Source organism: Williamsia sp. Y712, from assembly GCF_059445525.1.
Map to the genome: position 1 here is coordinate 1,694,434 of NZ_JCAIUN010000001.1, position 22,261 is coordinate 1,716,694.

General features: G+C 65.3%; 4 protein-coding genes. All 4 read left to right on the forward strand.

From position 1 onward, the window contains the following. The first annotated feature begins 95 nt into the window (after positions 1 to 95). Genes AC1D75_RS07920 through AC1D75_RS07935 form a run of 4 tightly spaced genes read left to right on the forward strand, consistent with a single transcriptional unit; the run spans position 96 to position 22,196 of the window. A complete protein-coding gene (locus AC1D75_RS07920) occupies positions 96 to 1,589 on the forward strand; it encodes a tyrosine-protein kinase domain-containing protein (protein ID WP_495514726.1) in 1,494 nt (497 codons plus the stop codon). Next, entirely contained in the window at positions 1,590 to 19,484 is a 17,895-nt protein-coding gene (locus AC1D75_RS07925; RefSeq protein ID WP_495514727.1) for an amino acid adenylation domain-containing protein, read from the forward strand. Beyond that, positions 19,481 to 21,268, forward strand: coding sequence for a DUF4012 domain-containing protein (locus tag AC1D75_RS07930; protein ID WP_495514728.1), 1,788 nt, complete (start codon positions 19,481 to 19,483; stop codon positions 21,266 to 21,268). Before AC1D75_RS07925 ends, AC1D75_RS07930 begins: the two co-directional genes overlap by 4 nt. Then, entirely contained in the window at positions 21,261 to 22,196 is a 936-nt protein-coding gene (locus AC1D75_RS07935) for an ATP-binding cassette domain-containing protein (protein WP_495514729.1), read from the forward strand. Before AC1D75_RS07930 ends, AC1D75_RS07935 begins: the two co-directional genes overlap by 8 nt. The last annotated feature ends 65 nt before the right edge of the window (positions 22,197 to 22,261 follow it).

Consider the following 22,261-nt stretch of genomic DNA (forward strand, 5'->3'; position numbering starts at 1 on the left):
AGCAATCGCCACAGAAACGAACTGACAATTTTCGCGAGTAGTCGAATCGAACGGCGCCAGACAGCAGTGTGCGTGGGAACTAGGAGATCTGGTAGATGAACGTAACACCGCAAGGCCTGCAGGAACCGGGGAAAGATTCGCTGCGTTCTGCTGTTGGTGTTGTCAAACGCGGGTGGGCCGTGATTCTGGTGCTGATGTTGGTTTGTGGAGCGGCAGGGCTCATTTACAGTCTGTTGCAAAAACCGGTATACCAGTCGACGGCGACCCTGTATGTCACATCCGGGAACGAGGCGAACGCCCAGACTGCCTACCAGGGCTCCCTGGCATCGCAGCAGCGCGTCATGTCCTACGTCAAGTTGGTCGACTCTGATGGTGTCGTGGCGACCGCTATTGGTCCAGATGGAGTGCCTCTGTCTTTGATAGACGCGAAGGCAGCCCTTAGCGCTTCGACGACGCCAGAGACGGTACTGCTGAACATTTCGGCCGAAAGTACCAACAAGGAAACAGCCGCAAACTTGGCAAATGCAGTCGCGGAGTCGATGACCGATTTCGTCGAGCAACTTGAAACTCCTGCAGGCGGGCGGGTGCCGTTGGCCAAACTGACGGTGATTACTCCCGCCGCTATCAGTGATACTCCGATCTCTCCGCGAACGAACCGCAATACTGCGTTGGCGCTAATCGTCGGCCTGATCGTCGGTGTCGCAGCCGTATTTGTTCGAGATCGATGGAACAACAGGGTCCAGGGAGAGGATCAGATTGCAGAGTTCACAGACGCTCCTGTGCTAGCGACCGTGCCAACTGATGACCTCCTTAAGCAAACCGGGCTCATAGACTTCAGTTCGGGAGCCACGCTGGCAGCGGAGTCATATCGGAAGCTGCGGACAAATCTCTCCTTCACTAGCGTAGACAAGCCGTTTCGACGCATTGTTATCACAAGTGCGCTAGCTGCAGAAGGTAAAACAACGACTGCTATGAATCTTGCGGCGGCTCTGGCGGAGACTGGCAAGCGAGTTGTGCTGGTCGACGCCGATCTTCGCCGACCTCAGGTCTACCGCCGCACCGGCGGCACGGGAGATATTGGGTTGACCAATTATCTCAAGGGGGACGGGTCGATGGCTGATCTGCTCCAACCCAGCGAGGTCAAGGGACTTCAAATCCTTGCCAGCGGACCGCAGCCGCCCAATCCGGCTGAGCTCTTGGGTTCCAAGAAGGCGGGACAGGGCTTGGAGAATCTGTCCGCGATGTTCGATTATGTGATCATTGATTCGCCTCCGTTGCTTCCCGTCACCGACGCAGCAGTACTCGCTCAATGGGCCGATGGCGTGCTTCTGGTTGCGCGCGCGAACCAGTCGAGAGTGCCGGATGTAGCGGCTGCAATCGATCAGCTTGAGGCGGTTCAGGCGACAGTTATAGGCGTCGTTCTCACGGACGTCCCTACTCGCGGCGGTGCCTACAAGTACGGTTACTACTACACTTCGTCTGATGTCATGAAGAAGCCTGGCATCTTTAGGCGCCTGTTCGGTAGAAAGGCGCACAAGCACCAGGACATCGAAGTTGCTCTCGAGCCGGTGTCGCCCGGAAAGAGCTAGGTGACAACTCGCCTCAACTCAGGTGAGGAGTGGGTCGTGGGCATGGTGGTTCGTCAGCCGTTGACCCGTGCACAGCAAGCGCTGTGGGCGGTTCAGCAGGCGATGCCACTGTGCCCGATCAACATTGCCGAATACATCGAACTGACCGGGTTCGTCGATGTTGAACTTCTCCGTACGGTCGCCCAGGAGGTCGGCCGGCAGACCGGGGTCGCTTTTACCCGTTTTGAGCACACCGACAACGGTGTCGAGCAGGTCATCGACCGCGACCTGAGTGATCACATCACCGTGAAAGACCTTCGTGGTGAGCCGAACCCGATGGCGGTCGCGCAGCAGTGGATGCGGGCTGACTACACCCGGCCGGTCGATTTGTTCGTTGATCGCCTGATGGCATCGGCGATTCTTCAAGTCGCCGATGACACGTGGTTGTTCTACCAACGTGGACACCACCTGGTCTTCGATGGGTCCAGCGCGTTTTCGATGTTGGAGATAGTCGCCGGCACCTACGGTCGGCGCTTTGCCGAGGGCATGGGTGAACCTGTTCCGTCGAGGGATCTGGCTGGACTGGCTCAGACAGACCTCGACTACGAATCTTCACCGCGGTACCAGAAGGACCGCGAGTACTGGCGTCAACAGGTGGCCCAGCTCGCGCCTCCGGTCACGTTGTCGCACCGCGCCGGCCCGCCGGAAGCCGGGCCGCTGCGTGTCTCCGGGATTGTTCCCCGTGAAACGGTGACCGCGTTGAAGCGCGCCGAGACGTCGCTCCGGACAACGTTGCCGGTGATTGTTGCCGCAGCAGCCGCTGGATATCTTGCGCGCATAACCGGGCGGGACGAGGTCGCGCTGAGCTTGCCGGTGGCCGCACGCACCACCGCGTTGCTTCGCAAGAGTTTCAGCACGGTCTCCAATGTTGTGCCACTGCCGACCGGGATCGGCGCCGGTACCACCGTCGCGGCTGCGGTCGGTTCGACGCAAGGCGCGATGATGGGTGCCCTTCGGCACCAGCGCTTCCGGTTCGAAGACATGCTCGATCTGATGCCTGGCGACAACCCGCCACTGGCCGGTCGAGAGTTCGCCGGACCACTGCTGAACTTGATGCTCACCGTGGACGCGCTGCAGTTCGGTGACGCCACCGGGTCGCTGCACCTCCTGTCGACGAGCGCGGTCGACGACCTCGCGATCAACCTGTACCGCACCGGAAACCCGAGCGAGCCTGACGAATTCAGGTTTGACCTCGAAGCGAACCCGAACCGGTACAGCGATGAAGAGATTCGCGGTCACCACACGCGACTCTTGAACTTCGTGGCGACAGTCGCCGACGCTGCGCTGCGCGAGTCGACTCAAACTTTCGACGATCTTGCGCTGATGGCGCCGGACGAACTCGGACGCGTGCCGATCATGGCGCAGCCGGTCCCGGCCCCCACAACACTTCGCGAACTTCTCGACACCGCCGCCGGCCGCTACGCAGACCAGTCCGCAGTCCACGCCGGATCGGCACACTGGAACTACGCGGAACTGACGTCGCGATCACGGCAGTTGGCCAACCACCTCAAGGCGCGCGGCGCAGTACCGGGCACCACCGTGGCCATCGCCACGGGGCGCGGACTCGATCAACTGCTCGCATTCTGGGCCGTGGCACAGACCGGTGCGACGATCATGCAGATCGACCCTGCGCACCCGCGTGAACGAATCAAAACCATCCTTACGCAGTCTGATCCGGTCGTGGTACTCACGACCATCGGGGGCGTTGAGCCGGAACCCGGCGAGCACTGGTTGGATCTGTCCGGTATCGGACTCGCCGGTACGCCGGACGCACCGGTCGATCTGGAGCGGCCGTTGTCCGTCGACGACGTCGCCTACGTCGTCTACACCTCCGGCTCGACCGGAACCCCTAAAGGCGTGCAGGTCACCCACCGTGGCCTGGCCGCCCTGATGGAGCAGCAACGCCTACTGGGGGTCGATGAGTGGTCGCGGGTTTCAGGACTGGCATCCCCGGCCTTTGACGCCTCGGTCTTCGAGATCCTGCTGGCGGCGTCCGGCGGTGGGGCACTGTGCCCGGCACCGACAGATGTGGTCGCAGGCACCGAACTCGCCAACTTCCTTGTGTCCGTCTCGGTCACGCACACAGTGATCACCCCCAGTGTGTTGGGCACGATGGACCCCGAACAACTGCCCGCGGCCGTGTGCAGCACCCTGATGCTGGCCGGTGAGGCCTGTCCGCCCGACGTCGTCCGTCGTTGGGGGAGTGGCCGCGATGTGTTCAACCTCTACGGCCCAGCCGAATCCACGATTATGGCCACGGCAACGGCCCCTCTGGCAGCCGGCGACCATCGGCCCGCGATCGGTACGCCGATCGCTGGGATGACGTGCTTTGTCCTCGATCACCAGCTGCGTCCGGTGCCGGCCGGCGTGGTGGGCGACCTCTACTTGGCAGGGCCCGCACTGGCCCGCGGCTACGCACACCAGTCATCGCTCACAGCAACGGCATTCGTGGCAAACCCGTGGACACCAACTGCGCGGATGTATCGGACCGGCGACCGTGTTCGCTGGGACGAGACGTTCTCGCAGCTCCACTATCTCGGGCGTAGTGACGATCAGGTCCAGGTTCGTGGAGTGCGCGTGGAACCGGGCGAGATCTCCATGGCCGCCCTGACTCATCCCGATGTCAAGCAAGCAGCCGCGGTGGTCGTCGACACCGGCCGCGGGGCTCAACTGGCCCTCTACATCGTCACCACCACCACCACCACCGATGATCGGCGGTTGCCCAAGCGTGTCCGCAACCACATCGCCTCCCGGCTTCCGACGTCGATGTGGCCGGCACACATTGTGGTCCTCGATGCTCTTCCGGTCACCACCACCGGGAAGTTGGATCGGAATGCCCTTCCGCACCCCGACATCGCGCAGGTCAGTCCGCATCGCCCGGCCGAGACGCAGACCGAAAAGGCACTTGCACAAGCGATCTCCGATGTGCTGAACATTTCGGACCCGTCCATGTACGACGATGTGCTGGCGCTGGGTGGCTCATCACTCGACGCCACCCGCATCGCAGCACGGATCAGAGAACTCACCGGTCGGTCCCTCGGTCTCCGGGACGTTCTCCAAGCCGCAGACCTTGCCGAACTGGCCGAGATCATCGACCGCACCGCCATGGAGACAGCTCAGATCCGCAGTTCGACGGCGAGGCCCGCCCGCCCGCCGGCCACCGCAGGTCAGGTGTCGCTCATCCTCGCGGATCGATTGCAGCCCGGATCCGCCGCCAACCACCTTGGCGCCGACGTAGATCTGCGAGGACCACTGGACCGCAGCGCCTTCACCGCCGCGGTCACCGATGTGGTCGATCGGCACGAAGCGTTGCGCACCATCATTCGGATGGAGATCGACGGAACCGCCTGGCAAGACGTGGTCGATCCCCGAAATGCTCTGGCGCCGATCGGCTTCGACTCGAACGATGGCACCGCAGACCACTCGGACGATCTGATCGACCCGACTGTCCGCCCACCGCTGATCGTGCAGTTGACGACACTGGCACCGGAGATGCACCGGTTGTCGGTTCGTACCCACCATGCCGCGGTGGACGGTTGGTCGCTTGGTGTCCTGACGGCTGATCTCGCAACCGCGTACCGTGCCCGCCTCGAGGGAACGGCGCCGACGTGGGCGACGACGACCCAGTACATCGACGCGACCCTCGACAGTGGCGTCGGCCCGGAAGTCGTTGCCGCGCAGCTCGAGCTGTGGAAGCAGCACCTGGCGAATCTGGCACCCCGCCCGGAACTGCCCGCCGACTTGGCCACCGCGGACATCAGGGATATCGCTCCGGCCGCCGTGGTGCGGCGCACCCTTGGCGCATCGATGTCCTCTCTCCTGGCCGCAGCTGCCGCCGAACGAGGTGTCAGCACTTTCGCATGGCTGCACGCCTGCCTCGCCGTGACCATTGCGCGCTACACCGGTGCCGACGACTTCGTGATCGTGGTCCCACAGGCCGGGCGCTCGGGATCACATCTCGACAACGCCGTCGGGATGTACGTCAATCCGGTGGCAGTCCGGTCGCGCAACGCCTTTGCGGGAACGTTCGAGGACGTCCTCGCCCAGTCTGCCGATGCGATCGGTTTTGCACTGAATTCTGCGGACGTCCCGCTCGGTGCGGTTGCGTCGGCGGTGGAACCGCGGCGCGACATCACCACAACGCCGTTGTCCGACATCCTTCTGACCTACCAGAATCATCCACTCGGGCAATGGAATATCGATGGTCTCCAGATCGAGGTCCATCCTCGCGAGGCCACGCACGCCCGGGTCGCGTTGCAATGGATCGTCGACGAGACCGCCGATGGACTGCGTATCGAGTTGACGTACCGCAGCGACCGGTTCAGTGCACCCATGGCCGCAGCTCTCTGCCACGCGTATGTGACCGCCATCGCCCAGTCGGTTGTGGAGCCGAGTGCCGCTCCTGCGCAACTTGTTCCAGGGCAGCAGGCGCCCCTTCCTGCCGTGGCCACGCCGGCCGGAACACTGGTGCACCGGATCCTGGGTGTGTCCGAGGCGACCCCTGATGCGCCGGCACTGGTCTTCGGGGACGAGATATACACGTATCGCAGGCTCGTCGACGACGCGCGGACGCTGGCGGCCGACCTGGTGCATGGCGGTGTCCGCCGTGGTGACCTCGTGGCCGTCGCCTTGCCGCGCAATGCCAGGGCGCTTGTCGCCCAATTCGCGGTGATGTGGGCGGGCGCGGCATACGTGCCGGTCGATCCCGACTACCCAGAGCAGCGCATCCTGGCCATCCTCGAGGATGCGCAACCGAGCGCTGTGTTGGCGGATTCGACTACACGTCACCGTATTCCGGAAGAACTGCGGATCATCGATGTCGACGCTCGGGACCATGCCGGGGCCAAGTCACCTGATCTCGACGGTCTCACCGCCGCCGACGGGGCCTACGTCATCTTCACCTCCGGTTCCACCGGCCGGCCCAAAGGCGTTGCCGTCACGCATGGCAACGCACTCGCGCTGCTGGATGCGTGCGAGCAGAGTTACCGGTTCACGGCCGGTGACGTGTTCAGCTGCACCCACTCCACCGCATTCGACGTCTCCGTCTTCGAGATCTTCGCGGCCTGGACATCGGGCGCACAGGTGGTCTTGATCGACCATCTGGAAGTCCGCGATCCGCAGGCGCTCTGGCCACTACTCCGTCGGCACGGTGTCACGATCTTGTCGCAGACACCGTCGGCGTTCTATCCATTGGCGGCGGTGGCCGTCCGTGACAGAGATCCCGGGCGGTTACGGGCCGTGATCTTCGCAGGCGAGGCGCTGCGTCCGGACCGATTGATCGACTGGCGCAACATCTTCGGTGACCGCGTGCTGTTGTCGAACATGTACGGGATCACCGAGACCACCGTGCATCTGACCGTGGGTGCGGTCACCCCGACGGATCCGCGCTCGCTGATCGGTGTACCACTGGCGGGCTCCTCGCTGCTGGTCCTGGATCGTCATCTGCAACCCGCGCCGGCTGGTGTGTGGGGTGAGCTTTACGCGTGCGGGCCGCAGGTCACCCGTGGATACGTCGGCAGGCCAGGACTGACCGCGCAACGATTTGTCGCCTGCCCGTCCGGCGTCGGTGGTGGGCGGATGTACCGGAGCGGTGACGTGGTCCGGCGGACCGTCGAAGGGCATCTCGAATACCGTGGGCGCTCTGACCGGCAGGTTCAGGTCCGGGGACACCGGGTGGAACCCGGCGACATCGCTGCCGCGCTGCAGACGATTGCGGAGGTGGCCGAGTCCGAGGTGGTCATCCGCAACACCGAGTCGGCGGGCGGTGGAGACATCGTCGGCTACGTCCGTCTCCACGACGAGCTGCCGGCCGACCAACGTCCGGGCGAAGAGCATCTGCGGACGATAGCCCAGCGGCTGCTGCCGGCATACCTGGTGCCCGCGCGCATCGTTGTGGTTCCGCAATGGCCGTTGAACGCCTCTGGCAAACGCGATATCTCGGCGCTTCCGGAGCCGACGATCCGCGGTGCCGCAGTGGTTGCCGGCGCCGGCGATATCGACTCACCGGTCCGCGCCGTTGTGGCCGAAGTGCTGGCCGTCGACGCCGACACGATCAACCCGAACGTCGGCTTGTTCGACCTCGGCGCAAACTCCTTGTCCGCCATGCACATCGCCTTGCTGCTCACCGAGCGCACCGGACGCGATGTCAGCGTTCGTATGGTGGCCGGTGCGGCGAACATCTCCGATCTGCAGGCCGCCGTGGACGCGGCCCCGCTGAACACGGGCGGCTCAGTACCCGGCGGCAACACAGCGCCGCCGCCACCGACACCTCAGCAACGGGCACTGTGGGTGCTCAGTCGGATCGACGCGAGCAGTGCCGTCTACCATCTGCCCGCGGTGATCGAACTCCCGGCAGAGGCAACACCGCGCGCGGCAGTCGACGCATTGATGGATGTGGTCGCGCGCCACGAAGTGTTGCGCACGGTTTTGAACGACCACGGCGGACTCCCGCAGCCGCAGCTGTTGCCGCTCGACGAGATCCGAAATCGTCTGGCCGGCATGCTGACACCGCGTCCGCTGCCCGAATCGCACGCCGAGGCGAACCTGACGTCGGAGGCACGTAGGCCGTTCGATCTGACCGCAGACCTCCCTTGGCGTGGCGATCTGTTCGAGCCGACCAGTCCCGAATCCGGGCTTCGGCTACTGCTCGTCGCCCATCACGTCGCGGTCGACGGCTGGTCGATGACGGTCCTGGCGCAGGATTTCGGCCGGGCCTTGGAAGCCCGGATCGCGGGCACCGCACCACTCTGGTCGGCGCCGGCCGCACAGTACCGCGACCACGCATGGCGAACGATGCGATTGATGGGGACGCAGGAGCGGTCGACCGCGCGCCGTGACCAGGTGCTGGAGCACTGGTCAAAGGTGCTCGACGGTGCCCCTATCCATCTGCCTTTGCCGTTCCAGGTGCATCAGGGTCAGGTCCCGCTGGGACCCGAGCCTGCAGACTATCTCGACGTTGTCGTGTCGATCCAGACGCGAATGGCGCTGCAGCACTTGGCTGTCGGTGAAGGTGCAAGCGTCTTCCATGTACTGCACGCTGCGCTGGCGGCCACGATCGGCCAGTTCACCGGTACCGACGACATCATCATCGGGACACCCACCGCCGGCCGCACCACCGAAATGCTGTCGGCGGTCGGAATGTTCGTCCAGACCGTGCTGCTGCGCACCGATGCGAGGCCTGCGGCTTCTCTGCGTGCTGCCATCAATGCCAGCCATCAGGTGGTCGCCGACGCGGTGGACCACGCCGACGTCGCCTTCGAAGAGGTCAAAGAACAACTGGCACCGCCGCAGTCGCTCGGTTCGGACGCCTACCTGGACGTCCTGGTCGCGTATCAGCTCGCGCCCGAAATTCCGGCCGGGCGCGACTTGGCGGTCACGCCGATCAGAATCGGCCAGGCCCGCGTTCCGCTCGAGTTCACGATCACCGACCACGGTGACGGTGCGCCCATGGAGGTCACGCTCAGCTACGGTCTGTGGCACGTGGCTCCGGCGATGGCGCAGCGGTTGGCAGGCGCCTTCATCCGGACGGTCGAGGCGATGGCAGGCGCAGCCGATCCGGCCGCGGTGACAATGCACCAACTGACCGCACCGCGAACCACCGAATTGGCCGATGCCCAGGTATCGCCCGAGATGCCGGTGGCCGGCGACTTCGTCGATGTCGCTGAAAGCATTGTGTTGCAGACGGATGTGACGCCCGATGCGGTCGCGATCGTCGACGCTCATGGCAGCACAACCTATGCCGAGCTGATCGAGCAGGCCTGCGCTGTTGCCGGCGAACTCGGCTCCCGGGGTGTAGGTCGCGGAGACCTCGTCGCGGTGATGGCGGACCGCAACCGCGACACCATCGTGGCGATGGTCGGTGTCTTACTGGTCGGTGCCGGTTATGTGCCGGTCGATCCCAACTATCCGGCGGAGCGGATCTCGACAATCCTGGGCGACTCGGATCCGGTGGCCGTCATCGGGCAGGCCCGGCACGCATCGATCACTTCCGAGCTCAGCGGCATCATCGATATCAAGGCAGTCGCGCCGTCCGAGGACGCGATGCGCGAACTCCAGGATCGGGATTCGGCACCGCTGCCACACGATCCGGCGTACGTCATCTACACCTCTGGGTCCACGGGTAAACCCAAGGGCGTCATGGTGACCCGATCCAACATGACGAACCTGCTGCAGTCGGCGCTGTCGACGATCGATGCTGCCCGGGGCGATGTGTGGACCTGGTTCCATTCGGCTGCATTCGACTTCTCGGTATGGGAAATCTTCGGGCCACTGACATCAGGCGGACAGGTTGTCGTGGTCGATCACGACACCGCGCGGGAACCCGCGGTACTGGTCGACCTGCTGCGACGCCATGGCGTGACGATCCTGAACCAGACCCCGACCGCGTTCTCGCGCCTGCTGCAACTGCCGGATGCGCCACTGCCCGAGTCCGTCCGACTGGTGCTCTTCGGCGGCGAAGCGCTCGATCCGAAGGCCCTGGCAGACTGGCACTCCGGACATCCGGATGTGCGTTTGGTGAACATGTACGGAATCACCGAGACGACGGTGCACGCGTCGGTGACAGACGTCGATGTGACGGATGCGCGCAGCCTGATCGGGTCCGCGCTGCCCGGCCTGGGACTGCTGGTTCTCGACCGGTATTTCCGGCCACAACCGGTGGGTGCCACCGGAGAGCTGTACGTCACCGGTCCGCAGGTCACCGCCGGGTACGCAAACATGCCGGGGCTGAGCGCAACCCGTTTCGTCGCGGCGCCATGGGGGCCGCCTGGGACCCGGATGTACCGGACCGGCGACCTTGCGCGCTGGGTTGATGAGACCAACCTCGAATACCTCGGCCGTAGCGATGCGCAGCTCAAGATTCGTGGTCACCGCTTCGAGCCCGGCGAGATCACCGCGGTCCTGCGGGCCCAGCCGGGTGTCTCCGACGCAAAGGTGGTCCTACACAACCGCGATCGCGCCGGCGACGAGGTGTTGATCGGCTACGTCGTGGTCGACTCCGACGACGTCTCCGGGGCCCGGCTCCGGGCGGCCTGCGCCGCGGTCCTGCCGGCCCACCTCGTTCCGGCGCAGGTGCAGATCGTCGACGATTGGCCGACAACGTCGACCGGCAAGCTGGACGTCGCCCGCCTGCCCGCGCTCACCACGACCGAGGTCAGGTTGCCTCTGCGGGGCGCCGAGGTCGGTGTCGCGGCTGCTGTCGCGCAGGTGCTCGACATCCCGGTGACCGTCATCGGCCCGGATTCCAACTTCTTTGAACTGGGCGGCAATTCGCTGTCGGCGGCGAGGCTCTCGGCAGCGATCAGCGCCGTGACCGGTTCTGACCTCCCCGTTCGCGCGATCTTCGAACGTCCGACGATCGCCCTTCTGGCAACAGCTGTCGACGATGCCGGTGCTCACGCTTCCGAGCTCCCGATGGTGCACCCCGTGGCCCGGCCAAGACCAGAACGGCTGCCGCTGACACCTCAGCAGCAGGCCCTCTGGTTGCACTGGCAGGTCGCCCCTGATCGCACCGACTACAACCTCGGCGGATTGATCTCGGCCGATGATATTCCCGCCGACCGGGTCGAGGCCCTGGTGCGCACGATGATCTCCCGGCACGAGGCGCTGCGTACCAGCTTCCCGGCGGATCAAGACGGTCCCTGGCAACAGCTCTGGGAGTCCGGTTCGATCGAGCTGGACCTTGCCACGCAGGTGGTCGCCGATCCGGTCGCAGCGTTGTCCGAGCTGGACCGGCCATTCGATCTCGCTGTGGAACTGCCTTGGCGGGTCGCGTTGTTCGAGTCGCCGATGCACGGAATGCAACTCGCCGCGGTTGTTCATCACATCGCGGTCGACGGTGAATCGATCCGGATACTGCAGCACGAGGCAGCCCGCATCGGTGCCGGAGTTCCACTGGTGTCACAGACACTCGGGTACAGCGACTACGCGATCTGGTCCAATGATGTACTCGCGCACAACGGTGAGATTTTGCGCCGCTACTGGGAAGGCGTGTTCGCCGAACCGGTGGCCAGGCCGAAGTTGCCGGGTCTGCGGCCGGAGTCGGGCGACCCCGGACCCAGCTCGACCGCGGAGATCACCGTTGATCAGGCGAGGTACTGGCAACTGCGCGAGCAGGCGCAGGCACACCACAGTTCACCGTTCATGGTGATCCACGCTGCGTTGGCGGTCCTGCTCTCCAGGCTCGGCGACGAACCGGATGTGGTCATCGGTACCGTCGCCGCCGGCCGGGACGTCCCCGACTTCGTCCACACGGTCGGCATGCTTGCGCGAACGGTTCTGTTGCGCACGGCCATCGACATCGAGAAGCCCTTCTCGGCGATCCTGCGTCAGGTCACCCGCACCGATCTCGACAGTTTTGCGCACGCCGCGTATCCCGCCGACGCAGTTGCCGCGCTGGCCGATCCCGATCACGTCCGAGGCTCCGGTCCGGTCGTCGACGTGTTCCTGGCCGATCTGGGTGAGGCACCCGATGAGGTGCTGCGCAGCGGAACCGAGGAGCCACAGTCGCGTTTCGGCTTGGATCTGATGATCGTAGAGGTTGACGGAACCCTGCAGATCCGGCTTGCGTACGCGACCGCGCGCATGGATGCCGCTGACGCCGAACTGTTCATGGACCGCCTCGCGGACCTTCTGTTTGCGGTACTCGATGACCCGGATTTGTCGCCGGCCCGCCACCTGGTCGGAACCGTGGATGAGTTCGAGCGAGTACCCGCGAACGTGAGCGGCGCCACCCTGCCGGAACTGTTGCAGCGCAACGTGTCCTGCGACCCGACCGCCATCGCATGTGAGGACGGTGACTGGCTGCTGAGCTACCGGGATCTGGACTCGGCCAGTACTGCGGCGGCCAGGGCGCTGATCGCACGTGGCATGGGGCCAGGTGATGTGGTGGCGATCTGTGCGGCGCGGTCGATGTGGTCGGTGATCGCCACGTGGGCGATCGCCAAGACCGGCGCAGCCTTCGTCACCCTCGGTGTCGGCGACCCGGCGAGCCGCCAAACTGCCATGGCTGCCGCGTCCGGGGCAACACTCGGCGTGCACGGACCGCAGGAGCGACCATCGCTCGACATCGACTGGCTCGATCTGGCGGAGATCGTTGCGACAACGGCTGGTTCGGCCGGGCCGCTGCCATTCGATGCCGGCGAGCGGGTGCGTCCGATCATGTCCACGGACGTGGCCTACATCATCTTCACCTCGGGATCGACCGGAGAACCGAAGGGCGTCAGCGTCACTCACGCCGGGCTTCCGGCCTTGGTCGACGCCGTGGTCGAACACACCGGTCTGACGCCGTCGAGTCGGGTGTTGCACAACTACGCCACCGGCTTCGACGCGCATCTGATCGAACTCATCCCCGCCTTCGCCATCGGGGCGACCGTTGTTGTCTGTCCGCCTGAGATCATCGGTGGCAGCGAACTCGGTGACCTGCTCGAACATAAGTCGATCAGCACCTTCTTCTCGACACCGGCGGTGATGGCAACCATCGACCCGGAGCACATCACTGCCGTGAGAGTTGTTGCCACCGGCGGAGAATCGCTGTCTGCGGTTGTTGCACAGCGCTGGGCGCCCGGGCGCCGGATCGTCAACTTCTACGGCCCCACCGAGGCGACGATCGCGGTGACCGTCAACCCATCCGTCGTTGCGGACGCGGTGATCCCGATCGGCCGATCGATGGCCGCGGCCACCGCCTACGTTCTCGACAGTAGATTGCGGCCGGTTCCGCGCGGTGTTGTCGGCGAACTGTATCTGGCGGGCGCAGCCCTGGCCCGCGGTTACGCGGGGGCGGGCGCGATGACCGCCGGTCGGTTCGTCGCGAACCCGTTCGGAGTCCTCGGTTCACGGATGTACCGAACCGGCGACCTGGTGCACCGCAATGCGTCCGGTGAGATCGTCGTACATGGGCGCAGCGACGAGCAGATCAAGATCCGCGGTATTCGTCTGGAACCGACCGAGATCGATGCGGCCCTGATGTCGCTGCCCGGGGTCGAACGCGCCACAACCGGGATCTCGTCGGTTGGCGCGCAGCCGGTACTGGCGTCGTGGCTGATCGCCGATCCCGACCACCCCTGTGACGTCCAGGATGTGCGCGATGGATTGCGGAAGATCCTGCCTGCCACCCATATACCCACCTACATCACGGTTGTCGATCACTTCCCGATGACACCGAGTGGCAAGCTCGATCGGCGGGCCCTCCCGACACCGGCTCCGGCAGATCACGCGCTCACGCCACCGCAGACACCGACCGAGGTGCTCGTCGCGGCGGTGTGGGCCGAGGTCCTGGAGCTGTCGGCGACCACGATCGGACGGCAGAGCGAATTCTTCGCGGCCGGGGGCACCTCGCTGTCGGCCAGTCGGGTGGCAGGAAGATTGCGGCAACAGACCCGCCGCGATGTGACCGTGCGGCAGGTGCTCGATTCGCGAACGCTCGCCGACCTCGCCGGCGCCATCGACCTCTTACCGGTTGTGCTGCCGGACGACGAGGCGCCACGGCACCTGCCGGTACCCGCCGACCTCGGCTTGGCCTTTCCGCAGCAACGGCTTTGGGTGCTCAACCGGATCGACCCGACTTCGACTGCCTACCTGATCCCGCTGGTGCTGCGACTCGAAGGTGATATCGACACCGCGCGTTTGGCCGACGCGGTCACCGCGATCCAGCGCAAACATGGCAGCCTGCGCACCACGTATCCGCAAACTCCGCTGGGGCCAAGGCAGCTCATCGGGGATCCGGCGCGCATGGTGGCCCCATCGGTGCGCCAGGTGCTCGCAGCGGATGTTCCGCAGCGGATCATCGATCTGGTCACCGCACCGTTCGATCTCACCGCCGAACCAGGTTTCCGAGCCGAGATACTGGTCAGCGGGCAGCAAGAGGCCTGGCTGGTCATCACCCTGCACCACGTCGCCGCCGATGGGTGGTCGATGCCGCTGCTGGTCACCGACCTCGTCGATTCGTACGTGGGAAATGCCGGTGCCACTGTGGAATTGACGTATGCCGACTTCGCCCAGTGGCAGAGTGCTCGGCTGGGTGAGCCGTCCGATCCCACCAGTCGGTATGCGACGCAGATCGCGTTCTGGCAGCGGGAACTCTCGGGCGTCACCGGACCGGTTCGTCTGCCCGGCCGGATATCTGACAACGCGGCGCAAGGAACCGGGGGAGCGGTCCACGCTTCGATCGATGCGGCGACGCTCGGGAACCTCACCGGCGTTGGGCAGTCGGAATCGGCCACGCTGTTCCACGTTGCGCACACTGCTCTAACCGCGCTGCTCGCACAGCGCACCGGCGATCGTGACCTGGTTATCGGAGTCCCCGTGCTCGGGCGCGACGACCCGGCCTGGGAGTCGGTGGTGGGAATGTTCGTCAACACCCTGCCGCTGCGCACGACCATCGACCTCGACGTGCCCGTCCGGGAGGCGTTGCGCCGAGTGCGGAACACCGACCTGACGGCGCATGTCCACGCCGATGTGCCCTATGACGCGGTGGCCCGCGCTGTCTCCACCGGAACTGATGCAGCGGGCACGGATCCGCTGATCTCCGTTCTCCTGGTGCATCAGGAAGCCCTCGGCGGCCTGCCGACCCGTGGGCTGTCGTTGCCCGGTGTGAATGTTGAAATCGTGTCGGACACAGCAGGTCTGGTCGCACCGAAGTACGACATCGAGGTGGTACTGGCGTCCGATTCCGATGGGGGACTCGACATCACCCTGGTACACGGCCCGGCGATACCCGAGGAACTGGCCACCGGACTCATCTCCGAGTATCGGGAGCTGTTGTGCGCGATCAGCATCGCGCCGGATCAACCGTTCCCGATACTGCACACTGTCGTGAACCGCACCGGGGGCGGTGGTGGTGGAGTCGTCGAAGGGGAGGTCATCGCGGCTGCGCCGAGTACGGTTGTGCCCGTCGATGCGAACCCGGAGCTCGAACGGATTGTCACCACGGCAATGGCGACGGTGCTCGACGTCCCCGTCGAGTCCATCGGGCGGGACGAGAGCTTCTTCGACCTCGGTGGTAGCTCGCTGTCGGCGACACAAGTTGTTGCCATCATCGGGGAGGCGACGGCCACCGCTGTGCCGGTGCGGCATGTGTTCGCTGCGCCGTCTCCGGCAGCCCTGGCCGCACTCCTGGCCGGCGCGGAAGATGCCGATGCCGAGCAACTTCCACCACTGACGGGTCCGGGTGCACCGCCGAACGTGGGTGCGGTCCCGCTCTCGCCGGCGCAGAACCGACTGTGGCTGGTGCAACAGATACTGCCCGAGCGCCCGCTCTATGCGGTGCCGGTGATGGTCGGCGTACCGCCGGGTGCGGATGCCCATGGTGCCTGGCGAGCGGTGGCGCAGAGGCACACACCTCTGCGCACGTTCTACCCCGAGGTGGACGGCGTGCCGGTGCAGGTGACCCTGGAGGAGACCCCGGAGGTTGTCGAACTCGGTGACCGTGAGGTGACCGAGGTTGTCGGCACCCTGCTCGCGACGCCGTTCGAGCTGACATCGTCGGTACCGGTACGGGTGGCTCTGGTCGAGCAATCAGGATATCGGTTCCTGGTGATCGTGGCCCATCACATCGCGATGGACGGCCAATCGGCCGCGGTCCTGAGTCGTGACCTCGATGCGGTGATGGCGGGAGAAACGTTGTCGCCGTTGCCGGTCGACTATGGGCAGGTCGCACGATGGCAGAACTTGGTCGCCAGCGCGCGCCGTGAGGCGATGCTGAAGTTCTGGGAGCAGACGTTGACCGGTTACCCGGGAACCCTGGAAATGCCCGACTGCGCACCCCGTGATCCACAGCGTTCCCTGGCCACCGCTACGGTCTCTGTCCCGGTCGAAGAAGACATCGCCGACGAGGTCTCCCGGACCGCCCGCCGACTCGGGGTCAGCGAGTTCCACGTCTATCACGCGGCACTGGCTCTCACGCTCTCGATCGCCTGCGGCACCGACGATGTCGCGGTCGGCACCCCGGTGTCGCTGCGACGGCATCCGGAGACCGCAGACATGATCGGTATGTTCGTCTCGACGGTGGCACTGCGGACAACGCTGCACACCGGGATGACCACTGCGGACCTGATCAACCTCGTCCGTGACACCGACCTGGCCGCACTGGATCGCGCCCTGCTGCCGTTCGACGAGGTGGTCGCGCAACAGGATCCGATCCGGGAGATGGGTCGGCACCCGATCGTCCAGGTGACACTGGCGGTGAACGACGAACCAGGCGGGCAGGTCCCCGACGAACTGAGCCCCACGTCCGAGTTCGACCTCCAGGTGACGGTCGGCCGCGATGCCGCGATGTTCACCCACGCCAGCGCCCTGTACGACAAACGGGCCATCGAAACCCTGGCACTGCGCTGGAAAGTCGCTCTGCAACTTGTGGTCTCCGACGGCAACCCGTCACTTGAGACCGCCGATTTGCGGACCGAGGAAGAACGCGCCGACCGCCTGCACCGCAGCACCAGTGGGCCCGCACTGACCCTCGGGCAGATGCTGCAGGCGTCGGTGCTGCGTGACCCGAACAAGGTGGCCGTGGACGACGGGACCAGAACTCAGACTTACGCCGAACTCGACCGGTGGTCAGCGGCACTGGCGGCCGAATTGGCTGCGGCCGGGGTGCAAACCGGTGATCCGGTGGCAATGATGTTGCCGCGCAGCCTCGAATCGGTGGCGGTCTTCTGGGCGATCGCGCGTCTCGGCGCCGTCTACGTCCCCATCGATCCGCAGTATCCGGCCGAACGTATCGCGCGGATGCTGACGGCGAGCGGCGCCCAGGTGGCCATCGCATTCCGCAACGCACCGCAATACGCCCGCGCCATGATCGTGGTACCCGACCCGCAGACCCTCGGTCATTCGGTGGTGGACTGGGTGACGGTGACCCCGGGCCATCCCGCCTACCTGTTGTTCACCTCGGGGACGACCGGCGTACCGAACGGTGTGGTGGTAGCTCACCGCGGACTGCGGAGTCTGCTGGAGCCCACGGTGTTCACAGCGGATCCGCAGGACCGGATCGCGCACATGGGCAGCCCCAGCTTCGACGTATCGATCATGGAAATGGTGTGGGCGTTCGGGTCCGGCGTGACACTCGCGGTGGTCCGGGCCGACGACGCCGGCGGCCGCAGTCTCACCGAGCAACTCCGGTGGCTCACCGTCGACCAGGCCATCATCACCCCCTCGGTCCTGGCCACCCTCGACGAGACCGCGTTGCCGCGGCTCCACACGATCTACGTCGGTGGTGAGGCCTGCCCGCCGGAACTGGTCTCCCGGTGGAGCGATGGCCACACCATGATCAACGGGTACGGTCCCACGGAGACAACGGTTATCGGAACCTCCCATGGACCCATGCAGGCGGATACCTCCACCATCATCGGTCGGGGCCTACCTGACATGAGGACCCATGTGCTCGACGCGCACCTGCGTCCGACACCGGATGGCGCGCTCGGAGAGCTGTACTTCACCGGTCCGGGGCTGGCCGTCGGCTACCACGGGGACACACCGCTGACGGCTTCGCGTTTCGTCGCTGCCGCGGACGGCCAACGGATGTACCGCACCGGAGATCTGGTGCGCCGGTTGCAAAGTGGTGACCTCGAATACCACGGCAGGGCCGATCGTCAGGTCAAGATCCGCGGCCAGCGGATCGAGCTGGCCGAGGTCGACGCGGCTCTGGTGGCGGCCGGCGCCCGGACCGCGCTGACCGTGCTGCGCCCCGGACCCGCCGGCCCGGTTCTGGTTTCCTACGTGACCGTGCACGACGGTGTCGAGGCAACACCCGAGCACTTCCTGGATTCGCTCGTGGCGACGTTGCCGCATCACCTCGTCCCGGCGGCGATCGTGCCGATGGTCGAACTCCCGCGCACGCCCGTGGGCAAACTCGACACCGCTGCATTACCGGAACCGGTCTGGTCCGTGGCCGGGGGCGCACCGCGCACCGACACCGAGGCAGCTGTGGTCGAGGTGTTCCGGGAGGTCCTCGGCAACCCGGAGTTGGGGATCTACGATGATTTCTTCGCCGTTGGCGGTAACTCGCTGCTCTTGGCCGCAGCGGCCGCGGCACTCACCACCCGGCTCGCCCGACCGGTACCGGCTGCGGTGCTGTTCGCGCAATCGACGCCGGCGGCGCTGGCCGCTGCCCTCGACGAGTATGTGAACATGACGGCCGGACTCGATGCGGTCGTGGAACTCTCGCCGGGTGGCGTGGGTACACCACTGTGGTGCATCCATCCGGTCAGCGGACTGGTTGGCGACTACCGGCCACTGGGGCAGACACTGTCGATCCCGGTCCGGGGTCTGCAGATGCCGGGCCTGGACGATCCCACGGCACCACACCTGCTCTCGATCGAGGCAATGGCCGCGCACCACGCCGAAACCATCCGCCGCTCACAGGCCGCGGGCCCGTACCGGCTGCTCGGGTGGTCGCTCGGGGCGGTCCTGGTCCACGAGGTGACCCGGCAACTGACGGCCGACGGTGAGACCGTCGAGTTGCTGGTGCTCCTCGACCCCCGGCTGGATCCCGGCACCGAGCGGGGTGCCGACATCGATGAGTCGCTCGAACGGTCGCTGCGTGCCATCGACCCCGAGCGGTTCGAGCAGTACCGGATACGCTGTGCCGAGTCGGTCGCCGCGGCGATCGCGTACCAGCCGAGGCCGGTCACGGCGGAGACGACCGTGTTTGTTGCCGCACAGGACAATCCGAACCCGGTGGAATGGCAGTCGCTGGTCACCGGACCGATGACCCTCGAAGAGGTGCCGGTGGTACACCACGCAATGGGTGCCCCCGATGCGATGGCAATGATTGCGGAACTGGTGAACCGCCATCTGCCGACGGATAGAGAATCAGACTCCGGCGAGACATCGCCGAACGACGAAGTGAGCAGGAGAACCAGTTGACGGACGTAGTACCGGAAGAGCCCACCGCCAAGCCGAAGTCGAGTCGACTTCGATGGTGGATCGGTGGCGGGCTTGCGGTCCTGGTGATCCTGGTGCTGGCCGGGCTGTACCTCGGTTACCTGGCGTTGAAGGCCAAGGACTCCATCGACTCAGCGCGTGGACACGTCACGACAGCGCAGCGCGCCTTTCTCGCCGGTGAGACGGACAAGGCCGCGACATCGGCAGAAGCAGCTGTGAATGCCGCCGGAGCGGCCAAAGACGATGCGCACAACGTGGTCTGGTCGGCGGCAGCGGCGATTCCCTGGCTGGGTGACCCGCTGAAATCGGTACAGGAGATGACCGAGTCCGTCGATGCGCTTGCCACCGACGTTCTCGCTCCGACCATGCAACTCGCCGATGTCATCAGCCCGGACAACCTCCGGACCGAGGACAGCGCGATCAACACCGCCGCACTGGCGCAGGCACAGCCCGAGTTGGCCCTCATTGCCGATCGCGCCGAAGCGGTTCTGGCGGATGTGGAAGCCACCGACGGCACCTGGCTGGGCACGGTGTCCGATGCGCGCACGCAGTTGCTCGATCAGCTCACGGAGTCGGCCAGGTTCATCCGCGGGACCGACACCGCTGCCAGGTTACTGCCGACGATGCTGGGTAGAAACGGGCAGCGCAACTACTTCTTCGGATTCCAGACCCCGGCCGAATCGCGGGCGACGGGCGGTCTGCTCGGTGGTTACGGCGTGGTCAGTGCGCGAAACGGGCGTGTCGATGTCAACGATCTCGGTGCAAACTCGGAGATCGGCACACCTGACAAGGCGACCGACCTCGGCGAGGAGTACGACTACAACTACGGCATCAACCGGCCGTACTTCGATGTCCGGAACAGCAACATCAGTGCCCACTTCCCGTATGCGGCGCAGATCTGGATGTCTATGTGGGAGCAGAAATCCGGGACGCAGCTCGACGGTGCGGTTGCGATCGATCCGGTGGCGCTGAGCTACCTGCTCGATGCGTCCGGTCCGATCACACTGGCCGACGGAGAGAAAGTCACCGGTGACAACGTCGTCGAGCTCACGCTGTCGACGTCGTATGCGAGGTTCGCGGATGACAACGTCGCCCGCAAGGCGTACCTGCAGGAGATCGCGGGGCAGGCGGTCTCCAAGGTGGCAACGCTGCGGGGTAACTCATCGAAAGTGCTCGAGGCCCTTGGCCGTTCAGTGCACGAGCAACGAATCATGGTCTACAGCGCCGATGAAGGTGAGCAGCAACTGCTGACCGAGGCCGGGCTGGCCCACGAGGTCGCCGAAACCGCGGCGCCCTACGCGAATGTCCTGGTGGGCAACCTGTCCGGCAACAAGATCGACTACTACCTCGAGCGGGAGATCAGCTATCGGGCCGGGAGTTGCGACAGCGACCAGCGCACCTCCACAGTCGAGGTGAAGCTGACCAACGCAGTGACCGACATGAGCCTGCCGCCGTACGTGATCGGTAGCCTCGGCAATCCGCAGCTGAAACTGCCGAACGGTACGAACTACTCAGCCGTCACGCTCTATGGCACCACCGGAGCCACCATCGACGGAGTCACTGTTGACGGACAAGCGATGATGTTCTCCACCGGCACCGAGCTCGGTCATCCGATAGCGACCGCACAGGTCAAGATTCCCGCCGGTAAGACGGTGACCGTCTCCTACCAGCTGACCGAACCGACGTCTGCCGGTCCGGCCGTTGTACCCGTGCAGCCGCTCGTCAACGATGCGGAGGTGCGCGTTGACGTCCCTACCTGTGAGTGAGAACGCAATCGAGGTCTCTGATCTGCGAATGCACTATCGAGGTGTGGACGCCCTCAAGGGGATCGACCTGGTGGTTCCGTCGGGCACCGTGATGGGTTTGCTGGGCCCGAACGGTGCAGGCAAGACCACCACGGTCCGGATCATCGGAACCCTGCTGCGGCCTACCAGTGGATCGGTACGCATCAACGGTGTCGACGGCCTGGCGCACGCTCATCGGGCGCGCAGCCTCATCGGCCTGTCCGGGCAGAACGCGGCGGTCGACGACAACCTGACCGGCCTGGAGAACCTCGTGATGATCGGCAGGCTGTCCGGCCTCGGTCGGCGCAGGGCCGTGGTGAGGGCGCGAGAACTGTTGGAGCAGTTCAACATCGTCAAAGCCGGTGCCCGCCGGGTTGGAACCTATTCCGGCGGTATGCGTCGACGGATCGATCTCGCCGGTGCCATCATCATCCGGCCGCCGGTGCTGTTGCTCGATGAACCCACGGCGAGTCTGGATCCCATCAGCCGGACCGAATTGTGGTCGGAGGTACGCGATTTGGTCGGCTCAGGCACCAGTGTCCTGCTGACCACGCAGTATCTGGAAGAGGCCGATCAGCTGGCCGATGCGGTGACCGTCATCGTCGGGGGAGAAGTGGTGGCCCGCGGCACCCCCACCGAATTGAAGGCGACGCTGCGTACCGCGCAGGTTCGCCTGCACCTGTCGACCGCGGACAACGCAGTGTCCGCCCGTGAGATCGTTTCGCGGCTGGACGGCGCATCCGGCGTCGATGTCGAGGGAGCCACTCTGACGTTCTCGGCGGCCGACTCCGGACCGCAGATGGCCCGCGCGATCTCGATGTTGGCCACCGCGGGCATCGACGTCGACGACGCCGTGACCTCCGAACCGACATTGGACGATGTGTTCGTATCTCTGGCAGGCCGCTCGTGACCGAACTGCAGCCCGCGAATGAAACGAAGCCCGTGACCAGAATCCAGCCCTTGCCCGAGTCCCAG

Excerpts from the sequence above, each read along its gene's own strand:
- AC1D75_RS07920 (WP_495514726.1), top strand. The coding sequence starts at position 96 with ATGAACGTAACACCGCAAGGCCTGCAGGAACCGGGGAAAGATTCGCTG.